The organism is Halomonas sp. MMSF_3323 (assembly GCF_030733595.1).
Taxonomy (GTDB): Bacteria; Pseudomonadota; Gammaproteobacteria; order Pseudomonadales; family Halomonadaceae; genus Halomonas; species Halomonas litopenaei.
Genome location: NZ_JASHIT010000012.1, coordinates 93,018 through 109,567 on the forward strand (window position 1 = coordinate 93,018; position 16,550 = coordinate 109,567).

Genomic DNA, 16,550 nt, shown 5'->3' on the forward strand with positions numbered 1-16,550 from the left:
GAGCGTTCCTTGTGGTTTTTGTCGTGGGTGGTTGGCGTTCTCAAGTCACCGGCCCTGTGTCGAGCGCGATGATCTCCCCGTGTGGGCGCGGTCGTCACGCGCGTCCCTGCGATCCGGCGCTCCCCTCGGGGTAGTGGGTGAGCGCCGGTTGCCGACGGTGCGCCGACCGTCGGGTGAGTGCGTTGGACCAGCAGGCCAGGGCCTGACTTACTCGTCCCCTAGCGCCAGCAGCGAGGCGTTGCCGCCGAGTGCCGCCGTGTTGTTGGTCACCGTCTTCTCGGTGGCGAAACGCAACAGGTAGTTGGGGCCGCCGGCCTTGGGACCGGTGCCGGAGAGCCCCTGACCGCCGAAGGGTTGAACGCCTACGACAGCACCAATGATATTGCGGTTGATGTAGACGTTGCCAACGCGCACTTTCCGCGCTATTTCATCGGCAAAGGATTCGTTGCGGCTGTGCACGCCGAAGGTCAGGCCATAACCACGCGCGTTGATCGAGGCGATCACCTTGTCGAGCTCGTTGGACTTCCAGCGCACCACGTGCAGCACCGGGCCGAACTGTTCACGCTCGAGCGCATCGATACCATCGATGGTGAAGGCCGCCGGGGCGACAAAGGTGCCTTCACTGGTGTGCTCGGGCTTCAGCGGTGTTTCGCTGATCAGACGTCCTTCACCCTTGAGCCGATCGATATGCGCCTGCAGGTTCTTGCGCGCGTCCTCGTCGATCACCGGGCCTACGTCGGTGCCGAGGTCGCGCGGATCGCCCACGTGGAGTTCGGCCATGGCGCCGTCGAGGATCTGTAGCACACGGTCGGCGACGTCATCCTGCAGGTAGAGCACCCGCAAGGCCGAGCAGCGCTGTCCGGCGCTCTGGAAGGCCGAGTGGATGACGTCGGCGACGACCTGCTCGGGCAGGGCGGTGGAGTCGACGATCATCGCGTTCATGCCGCCGGTCTCGGCCACCAGTGTCGGCAGCGGCGCATTCTCACGCTCGGCCAGGGCGCGGTTGATGATCTGGGCGGTATCGGTACCGCCGGTGAAGACCACCCCGGTGATCCGCGAATCGCCGGTCAGCACGCTGCCCACGGTGGGGCCGTCGCCGGGCAGCAACTGGACCACTTCACGCGGCATGCCGGCCTGGTAGAGCAGCTCGACCACCCGGTGGGCAACGATCGACGTCTGCTCGGCGGGCTTGGCCAGCACGGTATTGCCGGCCACCGCGGTGGCGACCATCTGGCCGCAGAAGATTGCCACCGGGAAGTTCCACGGGCTGATCGCGGCGAACACCCCCTTGCCGCCCATGTGCAGACGATTGGACTCGCCGGTGGGGCCGGGCAGCTCGGTGGGCTCACCGAAGATCTCCTCGGCGCGCACCGCGTAGTAGCGACAGAAGTCTACCGCTTCGCGGATCTCGTCGACGCCGTCGGTCAACAGCTTGCCACCTTCACGCGAGCACAGCGCCATCAGCTCCGCCAGGTGCTCTTCCATCAGGTCGGCGAAGCGCCTCAGGATATCGGCGCGCTCCTTGACCGGGGTGACCTCCCACGCCGGGAAGGCAGCCCAGGCCGCGTCCACCGCTCGCTCGGTCTGTTCGCGGGTGGTCCACTGCACGCTACCGACCACCTGGCGACGGTCGTAAGGACTGGTGACCTCGTGGGTCTGGGCGGGGTCTTCGGCGACCTCGAAGGCCAGCAGCGGGCGCGCCTGGTAGCGGGTATCCATGTGCTTGCCCATGGCCTCCATCAGCGGCTGGTACTGGCTGTTGATGGTCAGGTTGACGCCGCGGGAGTTGGGGCGGTGCTCGCCGTAGATGTCGCGAGGTAGCGGAATCTGGGGATTGGACAGGCTGTCGAACTGTCGCAGTGTCTCGATGGGATGGACGCACAGCGACTCCACCGGCACCTTGGGGTCCACCAGCTGATGCACGAAGGAGGAGTTGGCACCGTTCTCGAGCAGTCGGCGAACCAGGTAGGGCAGCAGGTCCTTGTGGGCGCCCACTGGGGCGTAGATACGGCAGTAGGTGCCTTCAGGTGCACGCTTTAGCGCGGCATCGTAGAGTGCCTCGCCCATGCCGTGCAGGCGCTGGAACTCGAAGGCTCGGCTGGTGTGGTTGGCCTGCTCGAGGATGGTGGTGATGGTGTGGGCGTTATGGGTGGCGAACTGCGGGAAGATGCGGCCCTTGGTGGCATCGGACAGCAGGAAGCGCGCGCAGGCCAGGTAGGCCACATCGGTGGAGGCCTTGCGGGTGAACACCGGATAGCCGTCGACGCCGAGCTGCTGGGACTCCTTGATCTCGGTGTCCCAGTAGGCACCCTTGACCAGACGCAACGGGATCTCGTCACCCTGGAAGTCGGCCAGACGGTTGAGGTAGTGCAGCACCGGCAGGGCGCGCTTGGAGTAGGCCTGCACCACCAGACCGAAGTGCCCCCAGCCACGGCAGATGTCGCTCTCGTAGACGGCGCGGAAGACCTCCAGCGACAACTCCAGGCGGTCGATCTCCTCGGCGTCGATGGTCACCGCCACGTCATTGTCCCGGGCCAGCTTGGCCAGCTCCTTGACGCTGCCCACCAGCTCCTCGAGGACCTGTTCGCGGCGGCCAAACTCGTAGCGCGGGTGCAGCGCGGACAGCTTGATCGAGATCGACGGTGCCGGCGTCCTGTCGCCCAGGTTGCGGCTGGTCTTGCCGACCTGGCGGATGGCGGTGGCGTAGTCGTCGAAGTAGCGGCCGGCATCACGCCGGGTACGGGCGGCCTCGCCCAGCATGTCGTAGGAGTAGGTATAGCCCTTGTCGAACAGCGGCTTGGAGCGCTTGAGCGCTTCGTCTATATCACGCCCCAGCACGAACTGCTTGCCCATCACCTTCATGGCTTCGACCATGGCCCGGCGAATGACCGGCTCGCCCATGCGGTTGACCATCTTGTTGATGAAACCGCTGGGCTTGCCATCCTTGGGCTTGTCCAGGCTCACCACCCGGCCGGTCATCAGAAGGCCCCAGGTGGAGGCGTTGACCATCCAGGACTCGCTCTTGCCGAGGTGGGCCTTCCAGTCGGCCGGGCCCAGTCGATCTTCGATCAGTGCATCGGCGGTGGCCTTGTCGGGGATGCGCAGCATCGCCTCGGCCAGACACATCAGCATCAAGCCTTCGTGGGTATCCAGGCTGTACTGCTGCAGCAGCTCGTCGATGGTATCGACGGCGGTGTCCATCTCGCGCACTTCGCGCACGAGAGAAGCCGTCTCGTCGGCGACGCGCTCGATGTGCTCGTCCTTGCCATCGATCAGCTTGATCAATTCACTTACGAAGGCGTTTTCTTCGACCACGTAGTGATCGCTGATGCGCGCAAAGAGTGTATCCAGATCCTGCTGCCAGGTGGAGTTGTCGAGCATATTGTTGGCGTTGAGCATGTCAGTCCCCAAATGGTGAACCGCCGCGGGCGGAGAAAGGGCTTGCCGCAAAGTCGATCGCGGACGTGCAGTCGCGCAATCCGGGCATGTTGGCAAGACTAGGTTGCATGCCTCTTCCATGCTTGCCAAATGCACCGAAGGATTTGGCAAATCCACGGGCGTTATCGACTAACCCTAGCTTTAATGTGCCGATTTGGCAGTCAGATGGTGGAGATTCGCTGGCGAAATCTCGCTGACATGACGTCGGGTCTGGCTGGGGGGATGGCCATAGTGCTTGCGGTAGGCGCGGGACAGGGCGCTCTGATGGGCGAAGCCGGTGAGGGCGGCGATTTCCGACAACGGCAGGCGACTGCGCATCAACAGCTGACGTGATGCCTCCAGGCGTCGACGCATCACGTATTGCCAGGGTGACATGCCCGTCTGGGCGCGGAAGCGTTCGGTAAAGTGGGTTTCGCTGAGGCAGGCAAAGGCTGCCAGATCGGCGACCTTGAAGCGGCGCGCCAGGTGATCGTCGATGTAGCGATCGAGCGCGCGCAGGTCGATGCGCCGGTGGTGCATCGCGCCGGTTTCATCGCCGGCCAGACGCGCATGCAACGAGCCCAGCAAGGTGGTCGCCAGGCGTTCCTGATGCAGGGCAGGGACGGGGCCCTCGAGCGCCAACTGATTCATTTCGGCCACCACGAACCCCAGGAACTGTTTCAGAGGTGCGTCCAGGGTGAAGAAACGTGGCGCGTCGAACAGCCTGGCCAGTTCATGATGATGGCCGGTGAGCGCCAGGGCGTCATCGGGAAGGTCGAGGATCAGTTGGCGGTTGTTGCCGGTGCCGGCGTAGTAGTGGAGGTGGTTGGCGGGCACGATGCAGCCGCAGAATGCCTCGATGGTGCCGCCAAGGCCTTCGATGTCGAAGTCGGCGCGCCCGGCCAGGGCGATCACGATCTGATGGTAGTCGTGGGAGTGATGCCGGGTCGCGGTGTCCAGAGGGATCTGCCTGATGGCGCTGCTCATCGGGGGGCTCCCGCAGGCGGTAACGAGGACGTCATCATACCCGATGGGTACAGGATTCTCACTGACTCTCAGTCCCCCCTGGGCTGCTCCCTGAGGCGGATACGAGCGGCCAGGTGGTCGCGTAGTGCACGCAGGTCCTCCTGTCCGGCGCTGTCCAGCAGGGCCTTGCCCCGGGTCACCCGGCCAAAGCGCCCGTGTTCATCGACCAGGCTGCGAGCGCGGCGTCGGACGCCGTCCAGGTACTCGTCGTGGCGAATCGGATAAAGGATGACGGCATTCCATTCATCTTCGCCAACTGTGCTGTCGAGAGCACGGTCGAACAGGTCAAGCAGGTGCTGTGGCTCGGTGCGGTATCGTGGCGTGCCGGACAGCATCAACACCGCGAGCACCGCGACGAAGACGACCAGACAGACGACGAACACGAGCAGAAACAAGGACAAGGTCATGGCACGGTAGATCGCTTGAAACGGGAAAGGACGGCTGATCGCAAGGCTCTCACATCCAGCCGCACATGTCGCGGGTCCCGATCTGCGTTGACGCTGGTGTGGTGGCAGGGGCGTTCATTGCATATTGTTACATTATGGATGGATGTGAGGCCGCACGACCTCGAGATCGTCGTCGGGGTGACGGCCTGTCCGGCCATCCGCCGCGACACCAGCTCTGACCCCCGTTCTGAACAGAAAGGAATGCAGAGAGGAATGCCGAGAGTAGAGGGACACCGGGCAATAGCATGGCGTGCCGGCCAATATCGCACCATCGCCGGCCATGATCGTCAGATAGTGTTCCGTCCTTGTATTTCCGGAACCGTGTAAACGAGGAGGTGTGATGGCTCTGTTGGTCTCCCTGCTGCTGGCTGTCGCGCTGGGGTGGCTCGCCCAGCGTACCGGTCTTTGCATGGTGCGTGCGGTTCAGGGGATACGCATGTGGCGGCCGGGTCTGTTGCTGACCATCGTCGGCTGCGGCGTCTGGTTCTGGCTTGCCAGCCCCCTGTTCATCCATTTCCCTCTTGGCGAGGTGCTCAGACGTCACGCGATAGGGTGGCCCTTCGCCGTCGGTGGGCTGCTGTTTGGCCTGGCCGCGGCGGTCAATCATGGCTGTTCGATCTCGACCCTTTCCGCCCTGGCGCGGGGGCAGTGGCACATGCTCGCGACCATTCTGGGCTGGGTGCTGGGTTGGTGGATGCTGTATCTGGGCGCCCCTGATATCTCCTACACCCGTCTGGCGACGATCTTCACGCCGGCCTGGTGGCTGGTACTGAGTATCGTCGCAGTCTCGCTGCTGGCGATCTGGCGGCTGTCGCCGGCTCACCGCCGTATCTACGCGGGTGTCATGGTGTTCGGCGCGGTAGGCGGTCTGTTGGGCGTGCTGGAACCACTGTGGTCACCGAGCCAACTGATTCGAGACGTCACCGAGCGTCCTCTGGCGATGGACATGGCCGTCGCCTGGCCTAGCCTCGGACGCGTCCTGATCAGCGTCGCGATCCTGGCGGGAATGCTGGTAGCGGCGCGAGCCCACTTCCGACCGGGCGAGTATCAGGGGTCCCTCGGGCGCTGGATGAAGCATCTGCTGGCCGGAATCTTGATGGGCATCGGCGCCTCGCTTGCGCTGGGTGGCAACGATCTGCAGTTATTGATCGCGTTGCCGGCCGGCTCGCCGGGAGCGGTCGTCGCCCTGGCCTGCATGATCGCCGGCATCTGGATAGGGCTCGCCGTCGAGGAGCGCTGGGAGCGACGCCAGGACCGGGACTAGGCGCGGCCAATGGCGGTCGGCAAGCATCCTGACAGCCGATTGTCAGACTGGCGGTGCGACCAGCGCTTGACGCTCTGCGGCTGGCACTGTCCCTCGAATGTCAGCCGTACAAGGTTCAACTGGCCGACGGCAGCAGCACCTTGAGCGCGGCGATGCGAGCGTTGAGCACCTCGATGGCGACCTCGAGAGCCTCGCGTTTACGCGTTATCTGGCCGATATCACCTTCGTCGAAGGCCTCGTTCAACTCCTGCTGGCGCTGTTCCACCATCTGCTGACCCTCACGTACGCGTGACTCGGCCTGGCTGAGCACGTCTTCGCTGGTGCAGCCGCTTCGGACACCATCCAGGGCGAGTTCCAGTTCATTCACCCGTGCGGTGTCCTCGGCATGACGAGCGAAGGCGAGGTCATGCTCGAGTGCCTGCGCGCGCTGATCGCAGCTATCCCTCGCGCCATCGGCCATGGCAAGTGTGCTCAGCAGCAGCCAGACAGGCGTCAGCAGCAGGGTGTGGCGATAAAAAGGCATACGGCGTCCCCACGACTTTATGATTGTGGCGCCAGCCTAGCGTGCGAAAACCGAGCTTGAACAGGGGCCCATCGAAGGGGGGCGTAGTCTTTAAGTATGAGGCCGATTCAGCGGTAGCGGCATGAATGGCGACATGCCGGGGCTCGCAGTACCCGGGGCGCTGAACAGGCAAGGCCAAAGCACGAGACAGTGCTCGAAAACGACGCTTGATCGCAGGATGAGGGATAGGTCAGGGGAGCGCGCAGCGGGAAGGGAGCGCTGTGAAAGGCAGAGCGAAGCGAACTAAAGGGCGCAGCGAAATAAGGGGCGTAGCGGGTCAGCTTGCTAAGCAAGGATGCAAGAGCACTGTGACCGAGAAAGGGGAGGCCCTGGAGCGGGTGAAGGGAATCGAACCCTCGTCTTAAGCTTGGGAAGCTTCTGCTCTACCATTGAGCTACACCCGCAAGGCGTTTTTGATAGTAATCTCCGTTGGTTACGCCTTGCAAGCAAAAGGCTCGCGCGGCGTGATTTTCGTCAACCGGACGAGCCCGGAGCCACGCCGCAGTCATGTGGCTTGTAGTGGCGACAATGACTGCGGTGCGGTATTGGTGCCTATCACACGCCACGATCAGAGCTTGCGAATCGCCGCCGAGACGTTGTGGGCGCCGTCCAGGATCTCGCGTATCACCAGTTGCGCCTCGCCGACCCGTTGCTGGCTGAGGTCACTGCGGGTGGCCACCTCGGTGATCTTCTGGTTGGCCAGTCGAATGCGTTGGTTGTTGTCGTTGAGCACCTGGGTGATCTGCTCGGCGGCGCGGGTGGAGCCCTGGGACAGTTCGCGAACCTCCTGGGCCACCACCGCAAATCCGCGGCCATGCTCGCCAGCGCGCGCCGCTTCGACCGCCGCATTCAGCGCCAGCAGGTTGGTCTGCTGGGCGATCCGCGAGATGGAGTCGGTTATGTTGTTGATCGCTCGCGTCTGCTCCTCCAGGGCGGCCACGATGGCTTGGGTCGCCTTGATCTCGTCGGCGGCCTGGCGCGACGACTCGACAGCCTCTTCGAGCTGGACCAGACCATTGTCGGCGATGGTCTCGGTCTGCTCCGCGGTGACTCGGGCGGACTCCACGGCACTGCGAGCGGCATCGTCGGCCTCGACAGAGCGGGTGATGTCGGTGGCGAACTTGACGACGCGTGTCACCCGGCCGGTTTCGTCGATCACCGGGTTGTAGGTGGCCTCGAGCCAGACGGTGCGCCCACTGGCGGTTATGCGTCTGAAGCGTCCCTGCTTGAAGGTGTTGGCGGCCAGTTCCTGCCAGAAGTCGGGGTGATCTCGATAGAAGGTATCGTCGCAGAACATCCTGTGATGCCGTCCAAGGATGTCGTCGAGACGATAGCCCATGGTGGTCAGGAAGTTGCCGTTGGCACGCAGTATTTCGCCTTCCGGTGTGAATTCGATCACCGCCATGGACGCGTCGAGGGCGCTGAGCACAGCATCCTGACCGGACGCCGCAAGGCGATCGTCGGTGACGTCATTGGCAATCTTGAGAATGTAGTGAATCTTGCCTCGAGCGGAGCGCACAGGAAGGTAGGTCGCCTCCAGCCATAACGGATTGCCATTGGCGTCGATGCGGCGAAAGGTGCCGGTTTTCGACTGGCCGTCCGCCAGCCCCCGCCAGAATGCCTCGTAGGCGGGGTCCTGATGCACCTCTGGCGGGCAGAACATGCGGTGGTGCTGGCCGCGTATCTGATCGAGCCGATAGCCGACGGTGGCAAGAAAGGCATCACTGGCTTCGCGGATGGTGCCGTCGGGACGAAAGACAATACAGGCGGTGTGGCTATTCAGTGCGCGATACAGGGCGCTTATTCTTCTGGCCGATACCATCAAGTTACCTCGGGAGTGGAAGGTGCTGGGAGCAAGGTCGAAGCAGGTTCTTGTTTTTTCTTTTTAAAATGCCTTTTCCATCCTGGAGCCGGCACTGGAGCCGAACGAGTATCGGCCGATATCGCGCGAGCTTTAGTATCTTGCGCGCATAAATGAGGGAGAGCGCCTGGCCGCGCAGGAAAAGCCTGCGGGTCAAACGATGGAACACGGCGAGTTGGGGGCAGGAAGGCAGCGGCCCGCCACCATTCGGTGCGGGCCTGACGGAAATAGGCACAGGGAAAGGAAAAGGCAAGACCGCTTGGGTTGCGGACAGCAATACCCGGTAGGCCTTTTCGGGTCAGCGTCGACTTGAGTGTCAGAGCGAACCGGCCAATACCAGCGTCAGTCCGTAGGCGGCCACGCCGGCAGCGACCGGCCAGCCCAGCGATCGCGTTCGATACCATACCGCCAGCGTCGCCAGTACCCCCACGCCAGTGGCGCTCCAGCTGGCGATGCTCGGCTGTGCCGGTACCAACGAGACGCCCAGCACGGCGGCGATCATCAAAGGCCCCAGCACCGACAGCCACTGCGGCATCGGTTCGACGCTGTCTTCCGTCTGGCGCTCGGCGAGACGACGGCGCATCCATATCAGGGGCGCCATTCTCATCAGCAGGGTGCCCAGGGTGGTCGCTACCACCGCCATCCACAGCGTAGTGGTCATGATCGACTCCTTGTGACCGGTGAACGTTTGACGATAAAGAAGCACAGTGCGCCGCACAGAGCCGCCAGGGGGATGCCGGCATTGGCCACCCCCAGAACCGCCAGCAGGGCGCCTGCGGCGATAGTCACCAGGGTCGCCAGGCCCCAGCGGAAGCTGGACAGGCGAGGCACCACCAACACGAGAAACAGGGCAGGCAGGGCAAAGGGCATCACCTCGCCCAGCAGCGGCCAGCGTTCCACCACCCATTCGCCCCCCAGTGCACCCACGGCGGTACCGGCGATCCAGGCCAGCCAGGCCAGCAGGGCGGCGCCGGTGTACCAGCCAAGCCGAGCCGCCTCCGGCAGTTGCGGCAGACGCGTCAGCGCCAGGGCGAAGACCTGGTCGGTCAGACCGTGCATCAGTGCAGGCCACCAGCGGCTCGTGCTCATCGAGGCGGCAAGGTTCGGGGCGTAGACCACGTGACGAACATTGATCAACAGGGTCATGGCGACCACCAGCCATAGAGGAGCGCCACCTGCCACCATGCCGACGAACACGAACTGGGAGGCGCCGGCATAGATCAGGGTAGAGATGGCGACGGCTTCCCAGGCACTGAAGCCCGCCTGGACGGCTACCAGGCCAAAGGAGATGGCGATGGGGATATAGCCGCCGAGCAGCGGGATCGCCTCGCGGACGCCGGTCACCCAGGGGCTGGCACGCAAAGGAGTCGTCGTGGTGGTCATCGAGAGGTTTCCGGTGGATGGTAGACGATGGTCAGGGTGGCGGAAGTGGCCTGGTTGTCGGACGCGTAGAGGTGTGGACGATCCGCCGCGAAGGTGATGCTCTGGCCGGGACCCAGGGTGTGGCTCTCGTGCTCGGGGCCGGTGGTCAACCGGCCGGAGATCACCGTGACGGTCTCGTGCACGCCGGCGGGGTGCGCTTCGCTGAGCCGATAGACGTCAGGGTCCAGGCGCATCCAGTAGACGTCGACGGCCGGTTGGCTATCGCCCTGATCGATCAACTGGACCTGCACGCCCTGGTCATCCAGCGCCGTGGTCACTGGCTTTATCAGGGTGCCGAAAGGCACCTCGAGACAGCTCGCCAGGCGCCACAGGGTGTCCAGGGTAGGGTTGCCGTTGCCCTGCTCCAGCCGAGACAGATTCGACTTGGCGACGCCGGCGTCGCTGGCCAGGCGGGATAGCGACCAGCCACGCAATTGGCGCAGATGCTGAAGATGCCGGCCGAGTGCTTCGGCATGCAGCGTGTCGTCGCTTGAGAAGCTAGCTTGGGAGAAGGGCTCGATCATGAGGGCACTGTTCGGTTGAGCTGTTGTTCCATTTATCGAACGTTCTGTAAAAGGAACATAGGACGAATGTTGCGATGGCGTCAAGCCTGAGCTCGCACTGGGGCGGGAGAAGACTCATGCGCTGTATCCGTCATGGACCAAACCGAATAGGGCGTGATTACGTCGTCGGTGACGTGCACGGCCAGTACGCCCAGTTGATGGAAGCGCTGGAGAGGGTCGACTTCGATGTCGCCCGGGACCGGCTGTTCTGCGTCGGTGATCTGGTCGACAGGGGGGAGGCATCGCTCGCCTGTCTGGCGCTGGCGCTTGAGCCCTGGTGCTTTGCGGTGAAGGGCAATCACGAACAGATGGCGATCACCGCTCTGGCCGAAGGCGGAGGAATGGCCTGGGATCTGTGGCAGCGCAATGGCGGCAACTGGGTCTTTCTCGATGGCGTCGAGGAGGCCCGTAGCACCATGAACGCCGCCCGCCCGCATCTTCCGCTGGCTCGGGAAATCGTCGCGGGACATCGTCGCCTGGGCGTGGTGCACGCCGATCCACCCGACGACTGGGGCCAGATCGAGCAGACCTCGTCCGAGCACCTGCTATGGTCGCGGCGTAGATTCCGACGTGACAGCGGCGGCAGCCTGGACTCGACCCGCGTCGAGGGCGTCGATGCGGTGGTGGTGGGGCACACCATCGTCGAGGCACCGCTGTGGCTTGGCAATGTGCTACATCTGGATACCGGTGCCTGTGCCGGCGGGCGCCTCACCCTGGCCGCTGTCGACGACATCCTTGATGCCATTCCCTGAACGACCTGGCCGGCGGTGCCCGTTGATGGCCGTCGAGTAGTGGCAGCGTCGAGCTCTTGCCACAGACCTTGGAACCGACGCAGAACGCTGTGGTCAGTAGGGCGCTTCTCTCACCGCTGTGCACCGTCGAGCCCAGGAGAGGAAAAAAAATTTTCGATGAAAGGAGAACTTTTCTGGTGACGACTGTCATATGTGGTACAGACAGCATGCGCGATGGCAGTCGTTAGCAGTGTTGATCTGGTTTGCTAAATCGATCGTTGCGCCTCATGGCTTCCATGGGGCGTTTTTTTTGCTTTGGCGAAGGTGCTCTCCCTCTCTTCCTTACCTGTGAGCCCGGGGCATATCAGGCATGCTCCATGAACGCCCTTACGGTTTGCACAAGTGCCTGGGGCATCTGGAGGATCGGGGAGGCCGATGCAAGGCGGTGGGCGTCTACAGAAGGTGTTACGCAACAGGAGGGGTCAGGCGCTTCGTTGATGGCGTCGCATGGTGAGCACGGCGGTAAGCACGTCGCGGCGGGTGACGATACCCACCAGTCGGCCCTGTTCGGTGACGGGATACACCTTGGGTTTTGCTCCCAGCATTTCCTGGGCCAGATCGACGATGCTCTTGGTGGGAGACACCGACAGCACTTCGTTACGCATCATTTCATGGACCAGCGGTGCCTCGTGATCCAGATAGAGGCTCTCGATCACCTTGCCCAGCACGTCCTGCTCGGAGATGAAGCCGATCAGGTGATCGCCGTTGTCCACCACCGGGGCCCCTGGCAATCGGTGCAGAGCGAGACCTTCCGCCAGGGTGGAAATTGAGGTCTTGCCGCTGACGCGGTAGCAGTCCTTGGACATGATGTCCCGGACGATCGATGGAGGTGCCTTGTGTGGCATAACCGCTCTCCTTTGAAGCGGCCCGGCGCCATGCGTCGGGCCCTTGACCGTCAAGCGCCTGGACCGCACTCCAGGCAGCGTTCGGTGATCGCCGGACCCCTGCGCAGATGCACGTTGAGGTCCCTCAGTGCTGTTCTCAGGCCTTCTTCGACCACCGGGTGGTAGAAGGGCATTTCCAGCAGGCGATCCACGGTCAATCGTTGGTCGATGGACCAGGCCAACAGGTGGCCCAGGTGTTCCGCCCTTGGGCCGAACATTTCCGCGCCGAGAAGAATTCCCGAGCCGTGCTCAGCGTAAAGCCTCAGCATGCCTCGGTTCTGCCGCATCACCGTGGACCGTCCCTGATCCTCGAACGAGACCTCACCGATGGCCACGTTGGTCAGTTGTTCATCCCGACGCTTGAGTTCAGCGTAGCCTACTCCAGCGCTTGCCATCTGCGGATCGGTAAACACCACCGCCAACGGAGTACGCCTGCGACCGGCGCGAATATCCGGGTAGCGTCCGGCGTTTTCGCCTGCGATGCGTCCCTCGTCGGACGCCTCGTGCAGCAGGGGAAGATCCTGGTTGGCATCACCGGCGATAAAGATCGGTGCGGGCGAACCGTCATCGAAGCGACACTGCATGGTCAGCCGGTCGAACACCGGCACACCGCGGTCGTTGAGTTCCAGCCCGGTCTTCGGCAGGTCCAGCTTGTCCACGTTGGGCCGACGTCCGGTGGCCGCCAGCAGGTAGTCGAAGCGCTCGGTCTTCTCGGTGTTGCTGTCGCGACAGTGGAAGGTCACCACCACCTGATCGCCGTCCCGGTCGACCTTCTTGACGGTGGCGTCGGGGTCCAGCGGAAACCCTGTGTTGAACTCCTTGTCGGCGAGCGCCTTGAGATCGGGGGCGCCGAGAGGACCGATGGCGCCGCCGACGCCGAACATGCGCACTCGCACGCCCAGGTGGTGCAGCGCCTGACCGAGTTCGAGGCCGATGACGCCGGGCCCGAATACCACCACCGACTCGGGCAGGTCATCCCATTCGAACAGGTCGTCGTTGATGATCAGGCGATCCCCGGCGGCATTGAGAAAGTCGGGCCAGGAGGGGCGGGAGCCGGTGGCGATGACGATGCGCTTGGCCTTGATACGCGTATGGTCGCCCACCACCAGGGTGTTGGCGTCTTCGAAGCGAGCGGCACCGACGATGCGGTCGTCTTCCTCGATACGGGCCATCGAACTCAGTACGCTGCCGACGAAACGATCCCGCTCCCGCTTAAGGCGCGCCATCACAGCGGGGCCGTCGACGCTGACGCCGCTGACCTTGACCCCGAAGCCCTCGGAGTCACGTGCCTGCTGGGCCACGTCGGCGGCGGAAATCAGCAGCTTGGACGGCATGCAGCCGACCCGTGCGCAGGTGGTGCCGTAGGCGCCGGATTCGATCAGCACCAGCTTGTCGGTATGTTGTCGCGCCGCGTGCCAGGCACCAAGGCCGGCGCTTCCTGCTCCGATAATGGCGATCTCGACCTGTCTTTCCTGCATGATGTCTCTCCTGGGAGCTGAACATGGCGCTGTGGGGAACCCGTGGGGGTGACCTCTATCAAAACAGTAGGACAGTTGAGGCGGGTTTCTCTATCAATCAGGCGTTGCTGTTACATCAAAGCCTGTATTGGCACACTGAAATGGGCCATCGGAGATACCGGTGGCGTCATTCGACCCTGGAGGTAAGTTCTCTGATGGACGCGCGAGAGTATCTGGCCCGCAAGGGGCTCGACGGTGAGCGAGACAAGGAAAGGCCCAACACCCTCGAGGAAAAGGCCTGGGACCGAGCGCGGGAGTCCCACGACCATCGTCCCAGGGCCGGGACACCCCATGACTGGGAAGACTGGGAGCGTTACCACGATGTCCTCGCCGAAGGCGCGGAAAGCCTGGAGCAGAAGATTGACGCCGAGGCCCATCGCCAGGCCCAGGAGCAGGCAGCGCGTGATGCGCAGCCGCAGCGTGCGCAGGCTGGGGCGATGGATAGCCCTTCAAATAGCCCGGCAGATAGCCCGGCGGTGGAGCACTTCACCCCACCGTCTGCGCCCGAGCAGAAGGAAGGCACCGATGCGCATGCGTCCAGCACCAGTGACGAGGCCGTGACATCCTCGCCCCAGGTGGCGTCGGCGTTGATGGCGTCGCCAGCGGCCCGGCTCGCCTTGATGGTGCTGGTGCTGCTGATGCCCCCGCTGGCGGTGGCGGTAGCCGAAGGTGGTTCGCGCCGGATCGCGATTGCGTTCCTGCTGACCCTGCTGGGCTGGCTGCCTGGGGTGGCGTACGGGGCCTGGTGGTTGAAGCAGGTCAATCATTGAGACGAGCAGGACTGCCTACTCTGTCTCTTGCACGCGCGCCTGACGCAGCTTTGGATGAGATCAGCGAGGCTCAGAGGGGGGCAAGCGTTGGGCCGAGGAGGGTGTTCGCGTATACTGCCGTAAACCTTTTTGACTAGTGGGAGTTTACGGTGGGCTATCTGGTGGTGGTCACCGCCCTGTGGGCGTTCTCGTTTTCGCTGATTGGCGTCTATCTGGCCGGTCAGGTGGACAGCTATTTCGCGGTGATGATGCGGGTGGGGCTGGCGGCACTGGTGTTCCTGCCGTTGTTGAAGCCCGGCCTGCTCGATCTGCGCCACAAGCTCGCGCTGATGGCACTTGGTGCCGTCCAGCTTGGCATCATGTACATCTTCTTCTACCAGTCCTTCGTGCTCCTGTCGGTGCCGGAGGTGCTGCTGTTCACCATCTTCACGCCGCTGTACATCGCCATTCTGGATGACCTGGCGTTTGGTCGTTTCACGCCCTTCCATCTGGTCACTGCAGGGCTTGCGGTTATCGGCGCGGCGGTCATTCGCTACAAGGGCGTCAACGACGACTTCTGGCTGGGATTCCTGGTGGTGCAGGGGGCCAATCTCTGCTTTGCCATGGGGCAGGTCGGCTATCGGCGCCTGTCGGCGGCACTGCCCCCCTCGTTGCCTCGCCACCATGTGTTCGCCTGGTTCTACCTGGGTGCGGCCTGCATCGCGCTGCCGGCCTTCGCGCTGTTGGGAAGCACCTCGGGGCTGCCGACGACACCCCTGCAGTGGGGGGTGCTGCTGTGGCTGGGACTGGTCGCCTCGGGGCTCGGCTACTTCCTGTGGAACCTGGGCGCCGTGCGGGTGGATGCAGGGGCCCTGGCGATCATGAACAACATGCTGATTCCTGCTGGCCTTGCGGTGAACCTGGTGATCTGGAACCGCGAGGCTGATCTGCTACGTCTGGCCATGGGAGGCGCCATCATCGCCGGTTCGCTGTGGCTCAACGCCTGGTGGCAGCGGCGTCAGAGGACGGTGCCGGTCTAATTCATCGTCAGTCTGGGTGATCATCGATCTGGGCCAGCAGTTGGCCTGAGGCGCCGGGCGCGGTTTGCTCCGCCAGGCCCCCCTCGCCATAATGAGCGGTCGCCAAGGGAAGGATGCGTGGATGCAATCGTTCAAGAACATCGGACTGATCGGGCGCCTGGGCAGCGCCAAGGTGGTCGAGACCCTCAAGCGGCTGATTCGTTTTCTGGATGACGCCGGCTACCACGTGATCGTGGAAGACCGTACCGCCTCGGCGTTGCTGGAACGTGGCCACGCCGAGGCCAGTCGCCGCATGCTCGGCGAACTGTGTGATCTGGTGATCGTGGTCGGGGGAGACGGCAGCCTGCTGGGCGCGGCCCGCACCCTGTGTCGCAGCGGAACCCTGGTGCTGGGGGTCAATCGCGGACGGCTGGGCTTCTTGACCGATATCTCGCCGGATGAGCTCGAGGCCCGTGTCGGTGAGGTGCTGGCGGGACAGTACGAGGTCGAACAGCGCTTTCTGCTCGACGCCGAGCTCTACCGCGGGGATTCCCTGGTGGGCAGCGGCGATGCCCTCAATGAAGTGGTACTGCACCCGGGCAAGGCGGTGCGGATGATCGAGTTCGAACTGTTCATCGATGGCCAGTTCGTCTACAGCCAGCGCAGCGATGGCCTGATCATCGCCACGCCGACCGGTTCCACCGCCTACGCCATGTCCGGCGGTGGCCCGATCATGCATCCGAAGCTCGACGTGGTGACGCTGGTACCGATGTTCCCGCACACCCTGTCGAGCCGGCCCATCGTGATCGACGCCGGCTGCGAGATACGCTGTCATATCGGTGAGACCAACCAGACCTATCCCCACATCAGCTGTGACGGCCAGACCCGTGCCGTGGCCAAGCCCGATGATGTTCTGGTGATCCGGCGCAAGCCCCAGAACGTTCAACTGGTGCACCCTCTGGGTCACAACTTCTATGACGTCCTGCGCAGCAAGCTGGGCTGGAGCAACAGGCTGGGAGATTGACGTGA

General features: G+C 63.6%; 15 protein-coding genes and 1 tRNA gene. 5 read left to right on the top strand and 11 right to left on the bottom strand.

Translation table 11 applies throughout. The features are described 5' to 3' along the window. Positions 1-207: 207 nt before the first annotated feature. The 3 genes from putA to RBB39_RS08300 all read right to left on the bottom strand — a co-directional run bounded on the left by putA (position 208) and on the right by RBB39_RS08300 (position 4,844). Positions 208-3,399 (bottom strand): bifunctional proline dehydrogenase/L-glutamate gamma-semialdehyde dehydrogenase PutA, encoded by a 3,192-nt coding sequence (gene putA, locus RBB39_RS08290; RefSeq protein ID WP_306169005.1) that lies wholly within the window; start codon positions 3,397-3,399, stop codon positions 208-210. Positions 3,400-3,579: 180 nt separating this feature from the next. Beyond that, positions 3,580-4,404, bottom strand: coding sequence for an AraC family transcriptional regulator (locus RBB39_RS08295; RefSeq protein WP_306169006.1), 825 nt, complete (start codon positions 4,402-4,404; stop codon positions 3,580-3,582). Between the two features lie 68 nt (positions 4,405-4,472). Next, positions 4,473-4,844 carry a hypothetical protein gene (locus RBB39_RS08300; protein WP_045994420.1) on the bottom strand — a complete coding sequence of 124 codons (372 nt, stop codon included), beginning with the start codon at positions 4,842-4,844 and terminating at the stop codon, positions 4,473-4,475. A 385-nt stretch (positions 4,845-5,229) separates the two neighbouring features. Here RBB39_RS08300 and RBB39_RS08305 point away from each other — a divergent pair, with 385 nt between their 5' ends. After that, positions 5,230-6,153 (top strand): YeeE/YedE thiosulfate transporter family protein, encoded by a 924-nt coding sequence (locus tag RBB39_RS08305; RefSeq protein ID WP_306169007.1) that lies wholly within the window; start codon positions 5,230-5,232, stop codon positions 6,151-6,153. 115 nt (positions 6,154-6,268) lie between these two features. Here RBB39_RS08305 and RBB39_RS08310 read toward each other — a convergent pair whose 3' ends face one another. The 6 genes from RBB39_RS08310 to RBB39_RS08335 form a co-directional block, all read right to left on the bottom strand. Beyond that, on the bottom strand, positions 6,269-6,676 hold the full coding sequence (locus RBB39_RS08310) for a DUF1090 domain-containing protein (protein ID WP_306169008.1): 408 nt from the start codon (positions 6,674-6,676) through the stop codon (positions 6,269-6,271). Between the two features lie 369 nt (positions 6,677-7,045). After that, positions 7,046-7,119: transfer RNA gene (locus RBB39_RS08315), tRNA-Gly, on the bottom strand. Positions 7,120-7,283: 164 nt separating this feature from the next. Continuing rightward, a complete protein-coding gene (locus RBB39_RS08320; protein ID WP_045994406.1) occupies positions 7,284-8,537 on the bottom strand; it encodes a methyl-accepting chemotaxis protein in 1,254 nt (417 codons plus the stop codon). A 355-nt stretch (positions 8,538-8,892) separates the two neighbouring features. Then, on the bottom strand, positions 8,893-9,237 hold the full coding sequence (locus RBB39_RS08325; protein WP_045994407.1) for an AzlD domain-containing protein: 345 nt from the start codon (positions 9,235-9,237) through the stop codon (positions 8,893-8,895). Continuing rightward, positions 9,234-9,959 carry an AzlC family ABC transporter permease gene (locus RBB39_RS08330; protein ID WP_045994408.1) on the bottom strand — a complete coding sequence of 242 codons (726 nt, stop codon included), beginning with the start codon at positions 9,957-9,959 and terminating at the stop codon, positions 9,234-9,236. The genes RBB39_RS08325 and RBB39_RS08330 overlap by 4 nt, the downstream gene beginning before the upstream one ends. After that, positions 9,956-10,522, bottom strand: a complete 567-nt coding sequence (locus RBB39_RS08335) for a helix-turn-helix domain-containing protein (RefSeq protein ID WP_306169009.1) — start codon at positions 10,520-10,522, stop codon at positions 9,956-9,958. The genes RBB39_RS08330 and RBB39_RS08335 overlap by 4 nt, the downstream gene beginning before the upstream one ends. A 116-nt stretch (positions 10,523-10,638) precedes the next feature. Here RBB39_RS08335 and RBB39_RS08340 point away from each other — a divergent pair, with 116 nt between their 5' ends. Beyond that, positions 10,639-11,313: a metallophosphoesterase gene (locus RBB39_RS08340; protein ID WP_306169010.1), complete on the top strand. Its 675-nt coding sequence runs from the start codon at positions 10,639-10,641 to the stop codon at positions 11,311-11,313. Positions 11,314-11,774: 461 nt separating this feature from the next. Here RBB39_RS08340 and RBB39_RS08345 read toward each other — a convergent pair whose 3' ends face one another. Beyond that, on the bottom strand, positions 11,775-12,197 hold the full coding sequence (locus RBB39_RS08345) for a CBS domain-containing protein (protein WP_045994411.1): 423 nt from the start codon (positions 12,195-12,197) through the stop codon (positions 11,775-11,777). Between the two features lie 50 nt (positions 12,198-12,247). Continuing rightward, complete coding sequence (locus RBB39_RS08350) at positions 12,248-13,714, bottom strand: dihydrolipoyl dehydrogenase (protein WP_306169011.1); 1,467 nt, start codon at positions 13,712-13,714, stop codon at positions 12,248-12,250. Positions 13,715-13,908: 194 nt separating this feature from the next. Here RBB39_RS08350 and RBB39_RS08355 point away from each other — a divergent pair, with 194 nt between their 5' ends. From RBB39_RS08355 to RBB39_RS08365, 3 genes are all read left to right on the top strand, one after another. Next, positions 13,909-14,523: a YqaE/Pmp3 family membrane protein gene (locus tag RBB39_RS08355; RefSeq protein ID WP_306169012.1), complete on the top strand. Its 615-nt coding sequence runs from the start codon at positions 13,909-13,911 to the stop codon at positions 14,521-14,523. A gap of 149 nt (positions 14,524-14,672) precedes the next feature. Further along, positions 14,673-15,542, top strand: a complete 870-nt coding sequence (locus tag RBB39_RS08360; RefSeq protein WP_306169013.1) for a DMT family transporter — start codon at positions 14,673-14,675, stop codon at positions 15,540-15,542. A gap of 121 nt (positions 15,543-15,663) precedes the next feature. Then, complete coding sequence (locus RBB39_RS08365; protein ID WP_108132991.1) at positions 15,664-16,545, top strand: NAD(+) kinase; 882 nt, start codon at positions 15,664-15,666, stop codon at positions 16,543-16,545. Positions 16,546-16,550: the final 5 nt, after the last annotated feature.

What these genes read in the sequence shown, in the direction of transcription:
- putA (WP_306169005.1), bottom strand. Translation starts at nt 3,399, where the DNA reads ATGCTCAACGCCAACAATATGCTCGACAACTCCACCTGGCAGCAGGAT.
- RBB39_RS08295 (WP_306169006.1), bottom strand. Translation starts at nt 4,404, where the DNA reads ATGAGCAGCGCCATCAGGCAGATCCCTCTGGACACCGCGACCCGGCAT.
- RBB39_RS08305 (WP_306169007.1), top strand. Translation starts at nt 5,230, where the DNA reads ATGGCTCTGTTGGTCTCCCTGCTGCTGGCTGTCGCGCTGGGGTGGCTC.
- RBB39_RS08310 (WP_306169008.1), bottom strand. Translation starts at nt 6,676, where the DNA reads ATGCCTTTTTATCGCCACACCCTGCTGCTGACGCCTGTCTGGCTGCTG.
- RBB39_RS08320 (WP_045994406.1), bottom strand. Translation starts at nt 8,537, where the DNA reads ATGGTATCGGCCAGAAGAATAAGCGCCCTGTATCGCGCACTGAATAGC.
- RBB39_RS08325 (WP_045994407.1), bottom strand. Translation starts at nt 9,237, where the DNA reads ATGACCACTACGCTGTGGATGGCGGTGGTAGCGACCACCCTGGGCACC.
- RBB39_RS08330 (WP_045994408.1), bottom strand. Translation starts at nt 9,959, where the DNA reads ATGACCACCACGACGACTCCTTTGCGTGCCAGCCCCTGGGTGACCGGC.
- RBB39_RS08335 (WP_306169009.1), bottom strand. Translation starts at nt 10,522, where the DNA reads ATGATCGAGCCCTTCTCCCAAGCTAGCTTCTCAAGCGACGACACGCTG.
- RBB39_RS08340 (WP_306169010.1), top strand. Translation starts at nt 10,639, where the DNA reads ATGCGCTGTATCCGTCATGGACCAAACCGAATAGGGCGTGATTACGTC.
- RBB39_RS08345 (WP_045994411.1), bottom strand. Translation starts at nt 12,197, where the DNA reads ATGCCACACAAGGCACCTCCATCGATCGTCCGGGACATCATGTCCAAG.
- RBB39_RS08350 (WP_306169011.1), bottom strand. Translation starts at nt 13,714, where the DNA reads ATGCAGGAAAGACAGGTCGAGATCGCCATTATCGGAGCAGGAAGCGCC.
- RBB39_RS08355 (WP_306169012.1), top strand. Translation starts at nt 13,909, where the DNA reads ATGGACGCGCGAGAGTATCTGGCCCGCAAGGGGCTCGACGGTGAGCGA.
- RBB39_RS08365 (WP_108132991.1), top strand. Translation starts at nt 15,664, where the DNA reads ATGCAATCGTTCAAGAACATCGGACTGATCGGGCGCCTGGGCAGCGCC.